The sequence below is a fragment of the Ancylobacter lacus genome, assembly GCF_018390635.1.
Classification (GTDB): domain Bacteria; phylum Pseudomonadota; class Alphaproteobacteria; order Rhizobiales; family Xanthobacteraceae; genus Ancylobacter; species Ancylobacter lacus.
The window spans coordinates 128,096-145,346 of sequence record NZ_JAHBGE010000057.1 but is presented as its reverse complement, the minus strand read 5'-3'; the positions used below and the strand labels follow the sequence as shown (position 1 = coordinate 145,346).

The 17,251-nt window shown below is 72.2% G+C and carries 14 protein-coding genes; 5 read left to right on the top strand and 9 right to left on the bottom strand.

What is annotated here, in order from left to right; translation table 11 throughout:
• Positions 1–169: 169 nt before the first annotated feature.
• Positions 170–1,441 carry an aromatic ring-hydroxylating oxygenase subunit alpha gene (locus KHC27_RS14525; RefSeq protein WP_213340093.1) on the bottom strand — a complete coding sequence of 424 codons (1,272 nt, stop codon included), beginning with the start codon at positions 1,439–1,441 and terminating at the stop codon, positions 170–172.
• Between the two features lie 312 nt (positions 1,442–1,753).
• Between KHC27_RS14525 and KHC27_RS14520 the strand changes: the two genes are divergently transcribed.
• Positions 1,754–2,191, top strand: coding sequence for an EamA family transporter (locus KHC27_RS14520; RefSeq protein ID WP_213340092.1), 438 nt, complete (start codon positions 1,754–1,756; stop codon positions 2,189–2,191).
• Positions 2,192–2,197: 6 nt separating this feature from the next.
• Here KHC27_RS14520 and KHC27_RS14515 read toward each other — a convergent pair whose 3' ends face one another.
• Positions 2,198–3,283, bottom strand: a complete 1,086-nt coding sequence (locus KHC27_RS14515; RefSeq protein WP_213340091.1) for a helix-turn-helix domain-containing protein — start codon at positions 3,281–3,283, stop codon at positions 2,198–2,200.
• A 135-nt stretch (positions 3,284–3,418) separates the two neighbouring features.
• Here KHC27_RS14515 and KHC27_RS14510 point away from each other — a divergent pair, with 135 nt between their 5' ends.
• The gene (locus KHC27_RS14510; protein ID WP_213340090.1) at positions 3,419–4,159 is read left to right on the top strand and encodes a hypothetical protein; all 741 of its coding nucleotides are present in this window, start codon (positions 3,419–3,421) and stop codon (positions 4,157–4,159) included.
• 101 nt (positions 4,160–4,260) lie between these two features.
• Here the strand turns inward: KHC27_RS14510 and KHC27_RS14505 are convergent, their stop codons facing one another.
• The 6 genes from KHC27_RS14505 to KHC27_RS14480 form a co-directional block, all read right to left on the bottom strand.
• A complete protein-coding gene (locus tag KHC27_RS14505) occupies positions 4,261–5,325 on the bottom strand; it encodes a GlxA family transcriptional regulator (protein WP_213340089.1) in 1,065 nt (354 codons plus the stop codon).
• 83 nt (positions 5,326–5,408) lie between these two features.
• Complete coding sequence (locus KHC27_RS14500) at positions 5,409–6,773, bottom strand: L-serine ammonia-lyase (protein ID WP_213340088.1); 1,365 nt, start codon at positions 6,771–6,773, stop codon at positions 5,409–5,411.
• Positions 6,774–6,873: 100 nt separating this feature from the next.
• A complete protein-coding gene (locus tag KHC27_RS14495) occupies positions 6,874–7,455 on the bottom strand; it encodes a sarcosine oxidase subunit gamma (RefSeq protein WP_213340087.1) in 582 nt (193 codons plus the stop codon).
• Positions 7,448–10,450, bottom strand: a complete 3,003-nt coding sequence (locus tag KHC27_RS14490; protein WP_213340086.1) for a sarcosine oxidase subunit alpha — start codon at positions 10,448–10,450, stop codon at positions 7,448–7,450. Before KHC27_RS14490 ends, KHC27_RS14495 begins: the two co-directional genes overlap by 8 nt.
• Entirely contained in the window at positions 10,447–10,737 is a 291-nt protein-coding gene (locus KHC27_RS14485; protein ID WP_213340085.1) for a sarcosine oxidase subunit delta, read from the bottom strand. The genes KHC27_RS14490 and KHC27_RS14485 overlap by 4 nt, the downstream gene beginning before the upstream one ends.
• A gap of 16 nt (positions 10,738–10,753) precedes the next feature.
• Entirely contained in the window at positions 10,754–12,004 is a 1,251-nt protein-coding gene (locus tag KHC27_RS14480; RefSeq protein ID WP_213340084.1) for a sarcosine oxidase subunit beta family protein, read from the bottom strand.
• Positions 12,005–12,398: 394 nt separating this feature from the next.
• Between KHC27_RS14480 and KHC27_RS14475 the strand changes: the two genes are divergently transcribed.
• Positions 12,399–13,217: a tellurite resistance TerB family protein gene (locus tag KHC27_RS14475; RefSeq protein WP_213340083.1), complete on the top strand. Its 819-nt coding sequence runs from the start codon at positions 12,399–12,401 to the stop codon at positions 13,215–13,217.
• Between the two features lie 30 nt (positions 13,218–13,247).
• On the opposite strand, the gene KHC27_RS14470 is transcribed toward KHC27_RS14475, so the two are convergent.
• The gene (locus KHC27_RS14470) at positions 13,248–14,834 is read right to left on the bottom strand and encodes a glycosyltransferase (protein WP_213340082.1); all 1,587 of its coding nucleotides are present in this window, start codon (positions 14,832–14,834) and stop codon (positions 13,248–13,250) included.
• A 290-nt stretch (positions 14,835–15,124) separates the two neighbouring features.
• On the opposite strand from KHC27_RS14470, the gene KHC27_RS14465 reads away from it, so the two are divergent.
• Positions 15,125–15,625 carry a BA14K family protein gene (locus tag KHC27_RS14465; protein WP_213340081.1) on the top strand — a complete coding sequence of 167 codons (501 nt, stop codon included), beginning with the start codon at positions 15,125–15,127 and terminating at the stop codon, positions 15,623–15,625.
• Positions 15,626–15,831: 206 nt separating this feature from the next.
• Positions 15,832–17,007, top strand: a complete 1,176-nt coding sequence (locus tag KHC27_RS14460) for a phosphoserine transaminase (protein ID WP_213340080.1) — start codon at positions 15,832–15,834, stop codon at positions 17,005–17,007.
• Positions 17,008–17,251 lie beyond the last annotated feature (244 nt).

The window sequence follows — 17,251 nt, the reverse complement described above, 5'->3', positions numbered from 1 at the left end:
CAGGTCTTGGGGGCAGGTTTGGCGGCAGGTTTGGGCAACGTCTCGGGCCGGCGCGGCGTGGGCGGGCTCGACCCTGCCGGCATTATGGCGGCGCCACAAGACGACGCGTCCCCCGCGCCGCCCGAAGGCGGCCGGAGGACGGCCGGTCGTGTCGGAAGGCGGCGGCGGCTCAGTCGTCGCCGCGGCCGGAGAGGTGGGCGTCCATGCGCTTGATGTACCAGTTGCAGAACTTGTCCACGAGCATCTCGGTGTGGGGCGAGTAGGGGCCGGGCTCATAGGCCGGGCTGCGCGCGCCTTCCTGGCAGTAGCCGACCAGCGTCGAATCCTGGTCGTTGGTGGCGTCCCACACCCCGGTGAGGTTCTCGAGGTCGTAATCCACGCCTTCCACCGCGTCCTTGTGGACCAGCCACTTGGTGCGCAGCAGCGAGCGCTCGGCATCGAGCGGCAGCACCGAGAACACCACGGCGTGGTCCGACATGAAGTGGTGCCAGGAATTCGGCTGGGTCCAGAAGTGCAGCGCGCCGTGCTTGGGGTCGTTGATCTTGCCGAGCAGCTTCTTGCAGGCGGCGCGGGTGTCGGCGGTGTGGCTCTCGCCGTCGCCGGCCAGCGGCAGGCGCTCGGTGCGGAAGCCGGTCACCATGTCGTCGAGGTGTTCCATCATGGTGGAGGGGAAGCCGCAGCTCTCCCACTCGCGGTGGCTGGCCTTCAGCAGCTTGCCGTAGTTCTCCGCTTCCTGGCGCTCGTGCTCGTCGAGCTCCTCGGGCGCGAAGCCGAAGCCATAGGCGAAGAGCGGCACGGTCAGCTCGGGATGGTTGCCCGCGCAGTGGTAGCACTCGCGGTTGTTCTCCATGGTGAGCTTCCAGTTGCCCGGCTCGATGATGTCCTTCTCGAACGCGACCTTGGCGTTGCGCAGGTCGTGCGGGGCGAGATAGGGCGCCATCTTGGCGGCCATGACGTCGAAGTCCGCCGGCGGCTCGTCGGCGAGGCAGATGAAGATCAGCCCTTCCAGCGAGCGCACGTGCACCGGCTTCAGCCCGTGGCAGGCCTTGTCGAAATCGGTGCCCATGTGCTCGGCGTGGAGCAGCTTGCCATCGAGGCCATAGGTCCAGGAATGGTAGCGGCAGACGAGATTGCCCACCGTGGTCTTGTAGTCGAGCAGCAGCCGCGCGCCGCGGTGGCGGCAGACATTGTGGAAGGCGCGGACCTCATTGTCGTCGTCGCGGGTGACGATGATGGAGCTCTTGCCGATGTCGAGCGACATGGCGTCGCCCGGCTCCGGGATATCGGGCTCGACGCCGACGAAGATCCAGTGCCGGCCGAAGATGATGTCGAGGTCGGCCTCGAAAATCTCGGGGCTGGTGTAGAACGGCGCTTCGAGGCTGAAGCCCGGCTTGCGGCGGGCGACCAGCGCCTTGAGGGGCGTGTGGGTCATGTCGAGCATCGCGGATCTCCCTCGCGCGTTTGCGGTGCCCGTGTTCCCGTCGGGCCGTCGCGCGTCTTCTGGAATTGTTCGACCAAACCGCGCCGCCGACTTTAACGGATGCGACGCGTCCTTTCATGTGGGCGACATTTGCGGCGCATCCATGGGCATGCCGCACCGCGAGGCAGGCCGGGGCGATGCCGCGGGCGGCGTGTCGCCCGCCGCCGCGCTCGCCCGACCGCCGCCGCCGTGGCAGGATGATGGGCGCGGGCGGCGGAGGCTGCCGCCACCCCCTCCCGCCGCTCCCTTCCCGCCCGCCGTCACGGACCTCCGATGAAGCCGCTTTTCGCCAGCTGGCAGCTCTGGGCGCTGCTCTCCGCCGCCTTCGCCGCGCTCACCGCCATCTTCGCCAAGGTCGGCGTCACCGGGGTCGGCTCCGACTTCGCCACCTTCGTGCGCACGGTGGTGATCCTCGTCACCCTCGCGGCGATGCTGACGCTGACCGGGGGCTGGCAGGGGCTCGCCACGCTGGCGCCGCGCGCGGTGCTGTTCCTCGTGCTGTCGGGACTGGCGACGGGGGCCTCGTGGCTCTGCTATTTCCGCGCGCTGCAGCTCGGCGAGGCCTCGCGCGTCGCCCCCATCGACAAGCTCAGCGTGGTGCTGGTGGCGATCTTCGCGGCGCTGTTCCTCGGCGAGCGGCTCACCGCCGTGGGCTGGCTCGGGGTGGCGCTCATCGGCGGCGGCGCGCTGCTGGTGGCGAGCGGGCTGTGAGCCCGCTCAGCCCCGCGCCTTCTGCCGCCAGGCCGAGGGGCTGGCGCCGGTGACGCGCTGAAACGCGCGGTTGAAGTTGGATTTGGTGAGAAAACCCGCCTCCAGCATCACCCGGGTGACCGGCAGATCGGTCGTCTCCAGCAGCCGGCAGGCCTCGCGCACCCGGTAGCCATTGACGAAATGCGACACGGACAGGCCGTGGACGCGGTTGATGGCCTGCGAGACCTGCCGGGCCGGCCGCCCCAGCCGCCGCGCCAGCCGGCCGAGATTAAGCTCGCCATCGGCGTAGAGCCGGGTGCGGAGCATCAGCGCGTCGGCGGCGGCGGCGAGGGCGTGGTCCTCGCCGGCCGGGGCGGCGGCCGGGGCCTCCGCCGAGGCGGCGGGCGCCAGCGTGCCGGCCCCGGGCGCGGCTTCCGCCTCCGCCATCGCCTCCTCCGCCGCGCCCGATTCGGCGGCGGCCGCTGCGGCCCCGAGCAGCAGCAGCGCCAGCACATTGCCGAGCGTCACCACCGCCGGGGCGTGGCGGCCGCCGGCGAGATCGAGGTCGAGGCTGATCGCCACATCCATCAGCGCCGAGGCGATGAGCGCGCCGCCCGTCACCACCAGCGCGCGGTAGGAGCGCACCGCCCCGTCCAGCCGCGCCGCCACCAGCCCGTCCGGCCCCAGCCGCGCCAGCCAGAGCAGCGCCAGGCCATAGCCGAGGAACAGCGCGACGATGGCCGGCCCCACCGGCCCGGTGTCGACCAGGAACAGCCCGGCCACCGCGAGCGGCGCCGGCAGGTGCAGCAGGTCGCGCCACCGCCAGACCGCCGGCCCGCCCGCCGGCCCCGCCGTCTCGGGCTCGGTGAGGCTGCGGAAGGCGAGGAAGGCCAGCGGCGCCAGCAGGCTCGCCGTCACCGCCTGCACCGGCAGCACCACACGCATCCCGTAACCCCAGTTCAGCCCCACCAGCACCGATTGCAGGGCGTAGCCCGCGAGCAGGGCGAGGAACAGCACGTGGTGGCGGCCCGCGCCGCCGCCGCCGCGCGCGCTGCGCGCCAGCAGCAGGAGCAGCAGGAGGGAGACCACGAAGGGCAGCGGAACGAAGATCATCGGGGGAGCGCAGCACGGGGTGACGGCGGCAGATGTGACCCGAATCGCGGGGCAGGTCGACCTCGATCGCGTTTCAGGTCGCGGCCGGCGGCGGTGGCGGGCCTGCTGCGGCTTTCCCAACCGGAGACCGCCGCCGTGACCCGCCCGATGCCCATTCCCCGCCTGCCCCGCGCCGCCCGCTGCCTGATGGTCCTGTCGGTGCTGCTGGGCGTGCCCGTGCCGTTCGCCGCCGCCCGCGCCGACAGCCTGCCCGACCTGTCCGCCGTGCGGCGGGTGGAGATATCGGGCGATGCCGCCCGCCTCGTGCTGTCCGCCCGGGAGGGCGCGCCCACAGGGGCGCAGATCGTGGCGCGGCGCGACGGCTGGTTCGGCGGGTGGTATTCGAGCTGGTTCCACGAGCCCTGCGAGACCGCCAGCCGCCTGCAGGTGGAGGGCGATGTCCTGCGGGTGGTGGTCAGCGCGCCGCGATTCCTCTGGGTCCGCGACTGCACGGTGGAACTGCACGCCGACCTGCCCGCCGGGGTGGATGTGCGCATCGGCCTGCCGGCGGCCTCGGCGCGGCTGGAGGGCCGCTTCGGCGCGGTGGAGGTGGAGGCCGGGGCGTTCGACCTCGAGCTGGCGGGCTCCGCCGCCCGCGCCCGCTTCGCCGGCGACGCGCTGCGGCTGCGCTATGACGAGGCGCTGGAGGCCACCGCCGGCAGCGTCGAGGTCGCCGGGCGGGCCATCGACGCCGCCCTGCGCTTCGCCGGCACCGCGCCGCTGGCCTGGCGGGTGGAGGCGCGGGCGGCGATGGTGGATGCCACCCGGCCGAACGAGCCCGCCGCCACCCGCCACGTGGCGGTGACCGGCGACTATGTCCATGTCGAGATCCGCTGAGAGCGGGGTGGCGGGCGCCCCGGCCGGGGCCGCAACCACGGATGCGCCCGGCTACTCGAACAGCCGCCGCGCCGTGTTATTCGAAGAGCCGCTGCGCGGTGTTACTCAAATAGCCGCTGCGCGGCCTGGGTCTGCGCCGCCGCCGGGCTGGTGGCGCGGGCGTCGGACGGGGTGAAGCCGTGCAGCGCCTTGAACTGGCGGGAGAAATGCGCACAGTCGGAAAAGCCGGCTTCGAGCGCGATGTCCGTCACCGAGCGGGCGGTGGTGTCCAGCAGGAAGCGGGCATAGCGCAGCCGGATGCGGCGGTAGAACTCCGCCGGGCGCTGGCCCATCACCGACTGGAACAGCCGTTCGAGCTGCCGGGTGGAGAGCTGCAGCCGGCGGGCGATGTCGGCGATCGGCAGGGGATCGGCGATGTGCTGCTCCATCAGGATCAGCGCCCGGCGCACCCGGTCGTCGGCGACGAGATCGACGATGGGCGGGTGCGGCTGGGCCTCGCTGCCCGGCCGCACCCGGTCCAGCATCATGACGTGGCGGCTCTTCTGCGCCACCGCCCGGCCGATGTGCTTTTCCACCAGCGCGGTGGCGAGGTCCGCCGCCCCGCCGCCGCCGGCGCAGGTGATGCGGTCGCCGTCGATCACATAGAGCCGGTCGGCGACCGGGGTGTGGTGGGGGAATTCGTCGAGGAAATCCTGGTAGTGGTACCAGGAGACGCAGCAGCGCCGCCCGGTCATCAGCCCGGCGCGGGCCAGCACGAAGCTGCCGGTGCAGATGCCCACCAGCGGCACGCCCGCCCGCGCGGCGCGCTTGAGATAGCCGATGGTCGCTTCGTCGAGCTGCGGCCCGCCATGCAGCAGCCCGCCGATGACCACGATGTAGTGGAAGGCGGTGGGCTCGGTGAGCGGCGCGGTGGGCGAGACGGTGACGCCGCAGCTCGCCCGCACCGGCTCGGCGCTGGACGACATCACCTGCCAGCGCGCCAGTATGGGGCGGGAGCGGTCGCCCTCGTCGGCGGCGAGGCGCAGATGGTCGACGAACAGCGAGAAGGCGGACAGGGTGAAATTGTCGGTCAGCAGGAAGCCGACATTCAGCGCCGGCGCGCTGGCGGCGGCCGGGCGCGCGCCTCCGGGGGCGGTGGCGGGAAGAGGGGGGCGCTGCTGGTTCATTCCATACTCCGGCCCGTAGCATAGCAAATCTGCCGGGTCCGGTAGCAAGGTCGATGCCGCCCCGTCTGGGGACATGGGGCGCTTCAGCATTCGGGCAGGTTCACGGCGAGCCCGCCGAGCGAGGTTTCCTTGTATTTCGAGGCCATGTCGCGGCCGGTCTCGCGCATGGTGACGATGACCTTGTCGAGCGACACCACATGGGTGCCGTCGCCGTGCAGGGCGAGCGAGGCGGCGTTCACCGCGCTGATGGCGCCGAAGGCGTTGCGCTCGATGCAGGGCACCTGCACCAGCCCGCCGATGGGGTCGCAGGTCATGCCGAGATGGTGCTCCATGCCGATCTCGGCGGCGTTCTCGATCTGCTCGTTGCTGGCGCCGAGCGCCGCCGCCAGCCCGGCCGCCGCCATCGAGCAGGCCACCCCGACCTCGCCCTGGCAGCCGACCTCGGCGCCGGAGATCGAGGCGTTCATCTTGAACAGCGCGCCGATGGCGGTGGCGGTGAGCAGGAACAGGTGCATGCCCGCCCGGTTCGCGCCGGGGCAGTGGTCGCGGTAGTAGCGCAGCGTCGCCGGCACCACCCCGGCGGCGCCGTTGGTCGGGGCGGTGACCACGCGCCCGCCCGCCGCGTTCTCCTCGTTCACCGCGATGGCGTAGAGGCTCACCCAGTCCATCACCTCGTGCGGGGTCGGGGCATTGCGGGCGATGAGCCGGTCGCGGATGGCCTTGGCGCGGCGCTTGACCGAGAGGCCGCCGGGCAGCTCCCCGGTGGTGGCGATGCCGCGGTCGACGCAGGACATCATCGCCGCGACGATGCGGTCGAGATGGGCTTCCACCTCGGCGGCGGGCCGGCGGGCGTGCTCGTTGGCGACCATCAGCTCGGCGATGGAGAGCCCCGCCGCCTCCGCCCGCGCCAGCAGCTCGCGGGCGTTGCGGAAGGGGAAGGGCAGCACCGCGTCGTCGCTGCGCACCGGCTGGCCGACCTCGGCCTCCGGCACCACGAAGCCGCCGCCGATCGAGCACCAGCGTTCTTCGGCGATGAGCGCGCCGCGCCGGTCGAAGGCGCGGAAGGCGAGGGTGTTGGGGTGCTTGGGGGTCTCGCTGACGCCGTCGAACAGGATGTCGGTGGCGGGGTCGAAGCCGATGCCGTGGCGCCCGCCCAGGGCGAGGCGGCGGCTCTGCCGGGCCTCGGCGACCAGAGCGTCGGCGCGGTCGGGGTCCACCGTCTGCGGCCGCTCGCCGGCGAGCCCGAGGATCACCGCCTTGTCGGTGCCGTGGCCCTTGCCGGTCCAGGCGAGCGAGCCGAACAGCGCCACCTCGACCCGCGCGACCTCGCCGAGCAGGCCGGCGCGGTCCAGCCGCTCGACGTAGCTGAACGCCGCCGCCATCGGCCCCACCGTGTGGGAGGAGGAGGGGCCGATGCCGATCTTGAAGAGCTCGAACACGCTGATCATGAAACGTCCTCGCCGGAAGAGCGATGGCCCCGGCCGTCAGGAACCGGGGCCGGGTGGCCGGGGGCTTTCTGCGCGTGTCACGAGGACCGGCGGGGGCGGCTCAGCCGGTCCCGCGCCGCGCCTCTTCGAGGAGCTGCCAGATATAGGGCGCGAAGGAGCGCCAGACATCGATGAGGAAGATGTCCGTGGCGGTCCGCCGCAGGACGATCTCGGCCTTGGCGAACACCGTGCGGGTGCACATGCCCACCGGGAAGGCCTCCAGAGCGAGGTCCAGCGGGCAGCCCTGGTTCAGCACGAAGGCGGCGCGGGGGCCGGACACCTCGATGCCGACGCTGCGCGAGGACACGTCCACCAGCGCGTGGGGGAGCCCGGCGAGCGCCGCCTCCAGCGTCTCGACCAGCGGCGCGGGGCTCTCGCCCGGCGCGAGCAGGATCCACTCGTCCGGCCCCAGCCACAGCGCGGCGCGGGTGCCGGCGGCGGCGAAGCGGCAGGCCGTGCGCGGCAGCTCGAGGCCGAAGGCGGCGCCGGCCGGCCCGATCGCCGCCTCGCGACCGCGGAAGGCGAGCCGCGCGGCGGCCGGCAGCAGGCGCAGGCTGGCGCCGACGCCGGGGCGGCTGGCGGCGGCGAGCGCCTCCAGCGGCACGATGGGGTAGGGCGTGCCGGTGTTGGGGGTGTCAGACATCGAACCGCTCTCCCTTGGGATCGTAGAAGACCGGCTCGGCCACTTCGACCTCGATGACGCCGGCCGGCATCGGCACGAACAGCCGGGAGCCGATCCGCGCCCGCCCGCCCTTGATCATGGCGAGGGCGATGGAGCGGCCCAGCACCGCCGAGCGGTAGGAGGAGGTGACGTGGCCGATCATCGGCACCGGCACCGGAACGTTGGGGTCGGCGACGATCTGCGCGCCTTCCTCCAGCACCACGCCGGGGTCGACGGTGAGCAGGCCGACGAGCTGCTTGCGGTCCGGCGCGCTCATCGAGGCGCGGGCGAGCGAGCGCTTGCCGACGAAGTCCTTCTTGGCCTTGCCGACCGCCCAGCCGAGATTGACGTCGTCCGGGGTGGCGGTGCCGTCGGTCTCCTGGCCGACGATGATGTAGCCCTTCTCGGCGCGCAGCACGTGCATGGTCTCGGTGCCGTAGGGCGTGATGCCGAATTTCTGGCCGGAGGCGTGGATCGCCTCCCACACCGCGCGGCCATGCTCGGCCGGCACGTTGACCTCGAAGCCCAGCTCGCCGGTGAAGGACACGCTGAACACCCGCGCCGGCACCCCGGCCACCCGGCCGGTGCGCACGCTCATATGCGGCATGGCGGCGCGGGAAATGTCCATTGCCTCCACCAGCGGCGCCAGCACCTCGCGCGCCTTCGGCCCCTGCACCGCGATGACCGCCCACTGCTCGGTGGTGGAGGTCAGCCACACGTCGAGGTCGGGCCACTCGGTCTGGAGGTAGTCCTCCATGTGGGCCAGCACCCGCGGCGCGCCGCCGGTGGTGGTGGTGACGTGGAAGCGGTCCGGCGCCATGCGGCCGATGACGCCGTCGTCCATGACGAAGCCGTCCTCGCGCAGCATCACGCCATAGCGCAGCCGGCCGGGCTCCAGCTTGGCCCAGGCATTGGTGTAGATGCGGTTCATGAACTCGGCGGCGTCGGGGCCGACGATCTCGATCTTGCCCAGCGTCGAGGCGTCGAACAGGCCGACCGAGCTGCGCACCGCCCGGCACTCGCGGGCGACCGCGGCGTGCAGGTCCTCGCCCTCGCGGGGGAAGACGAGGGCGCGCTTCCAGTTGCCGACATCCTCGAACAGCGCGCCGTTCTCCACCGCCCAGCCATGGATGGGGGTGGTGCGGGCGGGGTCGAACAGCTCGCCCCGCGCCGCGCCGGCGAAGATGCCGAAGGTGGTCGGGGTGAAGGGCGGGCGGAAGGTGGTGAGGCCGATCTGCGGCACCGGCGTCTTGAGCGCCTCGGACACGATGCCGAGCGCGTTCATGTTCGACGTCTTGCCCTGGTCGGTCGCCATCCCGGTGGTGGTGTAGCGCTTGATGTGCTCGATCGAGCGGAAACCCTCGCGGGTGGCGAGCTTGATGTCCTTGGCGGTGACGTCGTTCTGCCAGTCCACGAAGGCCTTGGCGAAGGCGGGGTTGCGCCGGTGCGGGGTGGCGCCGATGTGGCCGTCCGTGCCGAGCCGCACCGCGAGGGTGGCGAAGCTGCGCGCCGGGGCGCTGCCGCCGCGCGCCGCCTGCGCCGCCGCGGCGCCCCGGGCATAGCCGTCTTCCAGCGCCTCGCCGAGCTCGAACAGGCCGCGGCTGGCGCCGGCGGAGCGCTCGCGCTCCACCGAGGTGCCGGGGATGTAGCAGCGCAGCGTCTCGTCCCACACCAGCTTGCCGCGGGACTGCGAGAACAGGTGCACGCTCGGGGTGAAGCCGCCCGACATCAGCACGAGGTCGCAGTCCACCTTCTGGGCGGGGCCGAGATCGTGCGGGCCCAGCCGGGCGAGCGTCGCCCCGGTGACGCGCAGCCGGCCGCTGGTGCCGGTGACGACGGTGCGCGGGCGCACCTCGATGCCGGCGGCCAGCGCGCGGGAGGCCAGCTCGCCGGAGGGCGAGGGGCGCAGATCGGCGATGGCGGCGATCTCGACGCCCACCGCCGCCAGATTCAGCGCGGCGCGGTAGCCGGCGTCGCAGGCGGTGAACACCACCGCCCGCTTGCCGGGCCGGGCGCCGTAGCGGTTCACATAGGTGCGGGCGGAATCCGCCAGCATCACGCCGGGGCGGTCATTGTCGGGGAACACCAGCGGGCGTTCCAGCGCGCCGGTGGCCAGCACCACTTCCTTCGCCCGCACCTGCCATAGCCGCTCGCGCGGCAGCTCGGGGTCGGGCACGGCGAGATGGTCGGACACCCGTTCGGCCAGCGCGATCATGTTGTGGGGGAAATAGCCGAACGCCGTGGTGCGCGGCAGCAGGGTGACGTTCTCCTGCGCGGCGAGGGTAGCGAGGGTTTCGGCGAGCCACTTCTGCGCCGGCAGGTCGTCGATCAGCGAGCGGGTGGAGGCCAGCAGCGAGCCGCCCATCTCCGCCTGCTCGTCGCACAGGATGACCCGCGCGCCGGTGGCCGCCGCCGCCAGCGCGGCGGCCAGCCCGGCCGGGCCGGCGCCGACCACCAGCACGTCGCAATGGGCGTAGTGCTGGCTGTAGCGGTCGGCGTCCGGGGCCTCCGGCGCGCGGCCGAGGCCGGCCATGGCGCGGATCTTCGGCTCGTAGAACGTCGTCCACGCCTTCGCCGGCCACATGAAGGTCTTGTAGTAGAAGCCGGAGGGCAGCAGCGGGCTGGCGAGGTCGTTGATCGCGCCGGCGTCGAAGGCGAGCGAGGGCCAGCGGTTCTGGCTCTCCGCCTTCAGGCCCTCGTGGATCTCGACCTGGGTGGCGCGCAGGTTCGGGGTGAAATGCGCCTCGTCGCGCCCGACCCCCACCAGCGCGTTCGGCTCGTCGGAGCCGGCCGAGATGATGCCGCGCGGGCGGTGGTACTTGAAGGAGCGGCCGACGAGGTGAACCCCGTTGGCGATCAGCGCGGAGGCCAGCGTGTCGCCGCGAAAGCCGCTGTAGTGGCGGCCGTCGAAGGTGAAGGACACCGGGTGCAGCCGGTCGATGCGGCCGCCGGTGGGGGTGCGGAAGGCGCCGCTCATCGCGCGCTCTCCTCAGTCTCGGGGCGGGATTCGCCGGTCCTGTAGGTGGTCACGAAGAAGTCGCTCACCGTGTCGCGCACCGCGTTGAAGTAGCGTCCGCAGCCATGGATGTGGCGCCAGCGCTCGGCGTGCTTTCCCTTGGGGTTGGTGCGGGCGTAGAGGAAGTCGGCCCATTCCTGGTCGCTGAGGGCGGAGGGGTCCGCCGGGCGGGCGATGTGGGCCTCGCCGCCATAGCGGAACTCGATTTCCGGCCGCAGGCCGCAATAGGGGCAGTCGATCAGCAGCATGGGTGTCTCCTGCCCGTCAGTGCGCGACGGCGGCGGCCGCCGCCTCGTCGATCAGGAACCCGTCGCGGAAGCGCTCCAGGCTGAAGGGCGCGTTGATCGGGTGGGGCTCGTCCTTCGCGATGGTGTGGGCGAAGACATGGCCCGAGCCCGGCGTCGCCTTGAAGCCGCCGGTGCCCCAGCCGCAGTTCACATAGAGGCCCGGAACCGGCGTCTTCGCCAGGATGGGCGAGCGGTCCGGGGTGACGTCGACGATGCCGCCCCAGTTGCGCAGCATGCGCAGCCGGCGGAACTGGGGAACCAGCTCGCAGATGGCGTCCAGCGTGTGGGTGGTGATGTGGAGCCCGCCGCGCTGGCTGTAGCTGGTGTAGGCGTCGGTGCCGGCGCCGATCACCATCTCGCCCTTGTCGGACTGGGAGATGTAGGCGTGGATGGTGTTGCTCATCACCACGGTGGGGAAGGCCGGCTTCACCGGCTCCGACACCAGCGCCTGCAGCGGGTAGCTCTCCAGCGGCATGCGCACGCCGGCCATGTTCATCACCACGCTGGTGTGGCCGGCGGCGACGACGCCGATCTTCTTGGCGCCGATGAAGCCGCGCGAGGTCTCGACCCCGGTGACCGCGCCGGAGGCGTCGCGGCGGATGCCGGTGACCTCGCAGTTCTGGATGATGTCGACGCCGCGCGCGTCGGCGGCACGGGCATAGCCCCAGGCCACGGCGTCATGGCGGGCGGTGCCGCCGCGCCGCTGCAGGGCGCCGCCGAGAATGGGGTAGCGCATGCTCTTGATGTTGAGCGGCGGGCAGAATTCCTTGCACTGCTCGGCGGTGAGCCACTCATTGTCGACGCCGTTGAGGCGGTTGGAGTGGACATGCCGGCGGAAGCTCACCACGTCGTGGTGGTTGTGGGCCAGCATCAGCACGCCGCGGGCGGAGTACATGACGTTGTAGTTGAGGTCCTGCGACAGGCCCTCCCACAGCTTCACCGCGTGGTCGTAGAGCGCCGCACTCTCGTCGAACAGGTAGTTCGAGCGCACGATGGTGGTGTTGCGCCCGGTGTTGCCGCCGCCGAGCCAGCCGCGCTCGATGACCGCGACATTGGTGACGCCGTGCTCCTTGGCGAGGTAATAGGCCGTGGCGAGGCCGTGGCCGCCGGCGCCGACGATCACGACGTCATACGCCTCCTTCGGCGCCGGGTTGCGCCACTGGGGCCCCCAGGACTGGTGGCCGCCAAGGGCGTTTCGAAGCAGAGCGAAGCCTGAGAATTTCTGCAACGGAGCCTCCGCCCCCGCGCCGGCCGACCCGGGCCCCGCCGCCGGGAGGGCGTCGTCGGGCCTGCCGGGAGCCGCACGGGGCTTTCAACAGGCCGCCATGCTGGCCGAGACCGCCGGGCAGGGCGAGCATCGCTGCGGCGGCGGCGTTGTACCGATGCGACATCGGCCGGGCCGCCCCCGTGGCCGCGCTGCCGGCCCTCAGGCCGGTTCGGGCCTTCCGGTTGCCCGCTGCCGCTGCGGGACGGGCGCGCTTGAACTCATGCGACACCGCGCAAACCCTTTTCCCGCGCCATCCGCCGGGTGAAGGCGTGGCGCGATGGGGTCCCTTCCCTTGCGGTAGGTGGCGCGGCTTCATATCTCGCGAGGTGGCGGGGTGGCAGCGCAGGAGAGCCAGATGTTCGACACACGAGACGCCAGGCGGCTGCTCGACCAGTTTCTCACCCCCGGCGGCGCCGCGCCACAGGGCGGCCCGGTCACGCCCTGGAGCCGCGCCGGCGGGACGGCGGGCGCCTCGGGCGCCTCGGGCGCGGCACCGGGCGACCTGATGGCGCGGGCGAAGGAGTATCTCGCCGGCAATGGCGGCTCGCTCGCCTCCGGCGCCGCGGCCGGGGCGCTGGTCTCGCTGGTGCTGGGCTCGAAGGCCGGCCGCAAGCTGGGCAAGAACGCGGTGACACTGGGCGGCCTCGCGCTGGTCGGCACCCTCGCCTACAAGGCCTACCAGAACTACCGGAGCGGCAATCCTCCCGAGCAGGCCGCCACCCCGGTGCCCTCCGGCGCGCCGCCGGACCGGCCGGAGCCGGCGCGGCTGCCGCCGCCGGGCTCGCCCTTCGACGTCGAGGCCGCCGGCCGTGGCGAACTGCCGGTGACGCTGCTGCGCACCATGATCGCCGCCGCCCTCGCCGACGGCCATGTCGACGAGGCCGAGCGCGCCGCCATCACCGCCCGTCTGCGGGAAAACCACGCCGGCGCGCTGGATGAGGCCGCGCGCTTCCTCGCCGACGAACTCGCCCGCCCCGCCAGCGTCGAGGACATCGCCCGCGCGGTGGCGAACGAGGCCGAGGCGGCCGAGGTCTACATCTCCGCGCTGCTGGCGATCGACCCTGATTCCACCGCCGAGCGCGCCTTCCTCGCCCGCCTCGCGCTGGCGCTGCGGCTCGATCCCGCGCTGACGCCGCATCTGGAGGCCGCCGCCCGCGCGGCCCGCGCGGGCTAGGGTCTCAGCCCGCCGGCCGCGCCGATCCGCTCACGCGGTGGACACCGCCGCGCCGTGGAAGGAGGCCGGCTCCCGCGCGCCCGCCAGCGACGCGGCGGGGGCGGTCGCGCTGCTGTCCCGGGCCTGCGGCAGGTCGAGGAGGCGGGCGAGCCGGCCCATGGTCGCCTCGGGGCCGTAGCTGGTGTGGCAGAGCCGCTGCAGCGCCTGCGCCTGGCCCGGCAGGTGGGCCGGGCCGGCGAGGTGTTCGCGCAGGGCGCGGACGATGTCGGCGGTGGAGCGGGGATCGAAGAACAGGGCGTGGCCCGCAGTGATCTCGCGGAATACCGGCAGGTCCGAGCACAGCACCGGCTGGCCGAACAGCGCGCCTTCGACGATGGGAAGGCCGAAGCCTTCGGACAGGCTCGGCATGATGACGCCGGCGGCGGTGGCGAGATGGGCGAATTTCTCGGCATCGGCCAGGAAGCCGGCGAGCTGGATGTGGGCCGCGCGCGGGTCGCCCTTCAGGCGCTGGCGCAGCCGTGGTCCGACCCCGCCGATCAGGACGAGGCGCGCCACCGGGCCCAGCTCGATGAACGCCTCGATCAACCGGTCGATGTTCTTGCGGGCTTCGTCCGAGACGATGGCGACGAAGCTCGGCACCGCGGCCGCGCCGGCGGTGTCCGCCCCCACCTCCGGCCCGCCGTTCCGCCGGGCGGCGGCGAGCGCTTCGCGGCGCAGCGGCGGGAAGACGACGCTGGAGTCCAGCCGCGCCGCCGCAGCGGGAAACAGCCGGGCGAAATTCTGCCGCGTCGTCTCCGAGACGAAGACCAGATGGTGGGCGATGGCCGTCATCGTGCTGAGCCGGTTCGCGAAGCTGGCGCGGGTGCCGCTGTCCATCTGCGGGTCGGTCAGCGGGATGAGGTCGTGCACCACGCCGATGATCCGCGTCGCGGGATCGGCGACCAGCCGGATGTGGTGGGGGCAGTCGAGGATCACCGCGGCGAAGCCGCGGGCGTCGAGCAGCGGCGCCGGCTGGCTCTGCGTGGCCGCCTCATTCGCCGCGGCATAGATCTTCGGCGCGAGCATGAAGCTTTCGACATGGGCGAGATGGTCGAGATTGGGCGGCAGGAAGTCGAGCTGCCCCGCGCGGTTCGCCACGATCCCCGTGCGGACCGGCACGCTGCGGCGGCGCAGCGTCTCGATGAGCCGGCGCGGGCCTTCGGTCAGCCGGCGCAACTGGCGGGCGCGCCGTGCCAGCCAGCGCGGCCGCTTCGGCGGCGGCGCCGGCTGGGGGGCGGCACCGGGGGCAGGCTCGGGCGCCCATGAGCCGAGAAAGCGGTAGATCTCTGCCAGCCGCGCGACGGCCGCCGCCTCGGGCGGCAGCACGGCCTCGACCTGCGGGGGCAGGCCGAAGCCGGGGCGGGCCTCCACCAGCAGCGTGGTGCGCACGCCGAGGCTGGCGAGGCCGGCCAGTATGCCGGCGCTGTAGTTGAAGATTCCGCGGGCGTGGGCCGGCACACCGAGATTGTCGCTGACATACAGCACGCGGTGGCCGCCAAGGCCGGCCCACGCCTCCGCCGCGCTGGAGCGCGCCGCATCACTCCAGGTAAAATTCGCCTCAATCGTGGTGGAAGCCATAAACAATGTTCCGAAACGGTCCTTATCGTCTCGTTAAGGACTGCCTTGCCCACTACTTGTTTACTCGCCCCTCAAAAGGGCTATAGCGCACGACTCTAGCTGTCAAAGGTAAAATACCCCTGACGTAGCGGCGCGCTGATGCGGGAAAAACCGGCCTGATACCGGCCTTCTGACGTTTTCGTGAAGGCCGCTGCGGCACCTTCCGGCCCCCTGGCGCATTGTCCCCCCGACACATCCCCGCACGTAAGGCGCTGGCGCCGGGCGTGCCGATGAATGACGGAAGGCAACGCATGAAGAAGTTCGCTCTGCTCGCCGCGGCGGCCGCCGCCCTCATGACCGCCTCGGTTTCCGGTGCGCTCGCCCAGCCGAGCTGGAAGCAGATGGGGCCTGATGGCCGGCCCTATGTGCACACCGGCGGCCAGGGACGCGGTCCCGGCATGGCGCAGCGCTCCTACCAGCCGCGGCACCACGCCCAGCCGCGCTACCAGTCCCGCAACTATAATCGCGGCTATTACAACCGTAGCGGCAATCATTACTACAATGGCCATCGCGGTTACTCGCGCTACCGGCCGGGCTACCAGGAGTATAATGGCTGGTGGTTTCCCGCGGGCGCCTTCGCCGCGGGCGCGCTGATCGGCGGGGCGATGGCGGCGCAGCCGAGCTACGCCCCGGCCCCCGGCGGCGGTGGCCATGTCGCGTGGTGCCAGAGCCAGTACCGCTCCTACCGGGCAAGCGACAACACCTTCCAGCCCTATAACGGGCCGCGCCAGCAGTGCGTCTCGCCCTACTGAGCCGGCTTATCATCCTCAAGGACCTGCGGACGGCGCCCCATCGGGGGCGCCGTTCTGCGTTTGGCGCCGGCCTTGCCGTGCCGGTCGCCGGGCATCGGCGGAGAGCCCGCCGCACGCCTCTTGACGCCGCCGACCGTCCGGGAGTAGTCGTTTCGTCGGGCTACCCCTCCCCACCGAGGGGCTTCCCATCTGGAAGGATGGCACAGATGACGACGAACGCTCTGCCGGCGGCGAAGCCGGCGAACCCCAATTTTTCCTCGGGTCCCTGCGCGAAGCGTCCGGGCTGGACGCTGGAGGCCTTGAGCGGCGCGCCGCTCGGCCGGTCCCACCGCGCCAAGGTCGGCAAGGCGAAGCTCAAGCGCGCCATCGACCTCACCCGGGAGGTTCTGGAAATCCCCGCTGACTACCGCATCGGCATCGTTCCCGCCTCCGACACCGGGGCGGTGGAGATGGCGCTGTGGTCGCTGCTCGGCGCCCGCCCCGTGGACATGCTGGCGTGGGAAAGCTTCGGCGAGGGCTGGGTCACCGATGTGGTGAAGCAGCTCCGGCTGAAGGATGCCCGGGTGCTGAAGGCGGGCTATGGCGAGCTGCCCGATCTCGCGCAGGTGAATTTCGACCATGACGTGGTCTTCACCTGGAACGGCACCACCTCCGGCGTGCGGGTCGCCAATGGCGACTTCATTCCCGCCGACCGGCAGGGCCTCACCATCTGCGACGCCACCTCCGCCGCCTTCGCGCAGGAGCTGGACTGGGCGAAGCTCGATGTCGTCACCTTCTCCTGGCAGAAGGTGCTCGGCGGCGAGGCGGCCCACGGCATGCTCATCCTCTCGCCCCGCGCGGTGGAGCGGCTGCAGAGCTATGTGCCGGCCTGGCCGCTGCCGAAGATCTTCCGCCTCACCTCCGGCGGCAAGCTGATCGAGGGCATCTTCCAGGGCGAGACGATCAACACCCCGTCCATGCTCTGCGTCGAGGACTATATCGACGCGCTGGAATGGGCGCAGTCGCTCGGCGGGCTCAAGGGCCTCGTCGGCCGGTCCAACGCCAATTTCAAGGTGCTGGCGGACTGGGTCGAGGCCACCGGCTGGGTCGATTTCCTCGCCCGCGATCCTGCCAACCGCTCCAACACCAGCGTGTGCCTCGTCGTCGCCGACCCCGAGGTGAAGGCGCTGCCGGCGGAGGCGCAGGAAGCCTTCGCCAAGGCGCTGGCGGCCGCGCTGGAAAAGGCCGGCGTCGCCTATGACATCGGCGCCTATCGCGATGCCCCGGCGGGCCTGCGCATCTGGGCCGGCGCCACGGTGGAGGCGGCCGACCTGCAGGCGCTGACGCCCTGGCTGGACTGGGCCTATGCCGAGGCGAAGGCGGGCCTCAAGCGCGCCGCCTGACCGCCTTCGCCTGATCGCCTCTCCGCTTCCCCGCCGCTGACGCGAGGAGGCGGCGAAGGGGCCGATGCGGTGCTCCGACGGAAAATTGGCTTCCTCCTCCCGGCCGCGTCTTTCCGCTGGAGCAGACCCTCTCCCCGCCCTCTGCGAAGGGGCGGGCGCCCGACGAACGCTTCGCCGTCTCCTCCCGCCAGCGGCGGGACCCCTTTCCGAACGACCGATCCGCCCCCGCTGCGGGCGATCCCCA

Coding starts and splice junctions, on each gene's coding strand:
- KHC27_RS14475 (WP_213340083.1), top strand. CDS start 12,399: ATGTTCGACACACGAGACGCCAGGCGGCTGCTCGACCAGTTTCTCACC.
- KHC27_RS14490 (WP_213340086.1), bottom strand. CDS start 10,450: ATGAGCGGCGCCTTCCGCACCCCCACCGGCGGCCGCATCGACCGGCTG.
- KHC27_RS14505 (WP_213340089.1), bottom strand. CDS start 5,325: ATGAACCAGCAGCGCCCCCCTCTTCCCGCCACCGCCCCCGGAGGCGCG.
- KHC27_RS14515 (WP_213340091.1), bottom strand. CDS start 3,283: ATGATCTTCGTTCCGCTGCCCTTCGTGGTCTCCCTCCTGCTGCTCCTG.
- KHC27_RS14495 (WP_213340087.1), bottom strand. CDS start 7,455: ATGTCTGACACCCCCAACACCGGCACGCCCTACCCCATCGTGCCGCTG.
- KHC27_RS14460 (WP_213340080.1), top strand. CDS start 15,832: ATGACGACGAACGCTCTGCCGGCGGCGAAGCCGGCGAACCCCAATTTT.
- KHC27_RS14520 (WP_213340092.1), top strand. CDS start 1,754: ATGAAGCCGCTTTTCGCCAGCTGGCAGCTCTGGGCGCTGCTCTCCGCC.
- KHC27_RS14465 (WP_213340081.1), top strand. CDS start 15,125: ATGAAGAAGTTCGCTCTGCTCGCCGCGGCGGCCGCCGCCCTCATGACC.
- KHC27_RS14500 (WP_213340088.1), bottom strand. CDS start 6,773: ATGATCAGCGTGTTCGAGCTCTTCAAGATCGGCATCGGCCCCTCCTCC.
- KHC27_RS14485 (WP_213340085.1), bottom strand. CDS start 10,737: ATGCTGCTGATCGACTGCCCCTATTGCGGCCTGCGGCCGGAAATCGAG.
- KHC27_RS14470 (WP_213340082.1), bottom strand. CDS start 14,834: ATGGCTTCCACCACGATTGAGGCGAATTTTACCTGGAGTGATGCGGCG.
- KHC27_RS14525 (WP_213340093.1), bottom strand. CDS start 1,441: ATGCTCGACATGACCCACACGCCCCTCAAGGCGCTGGTCGCCCGCCGC.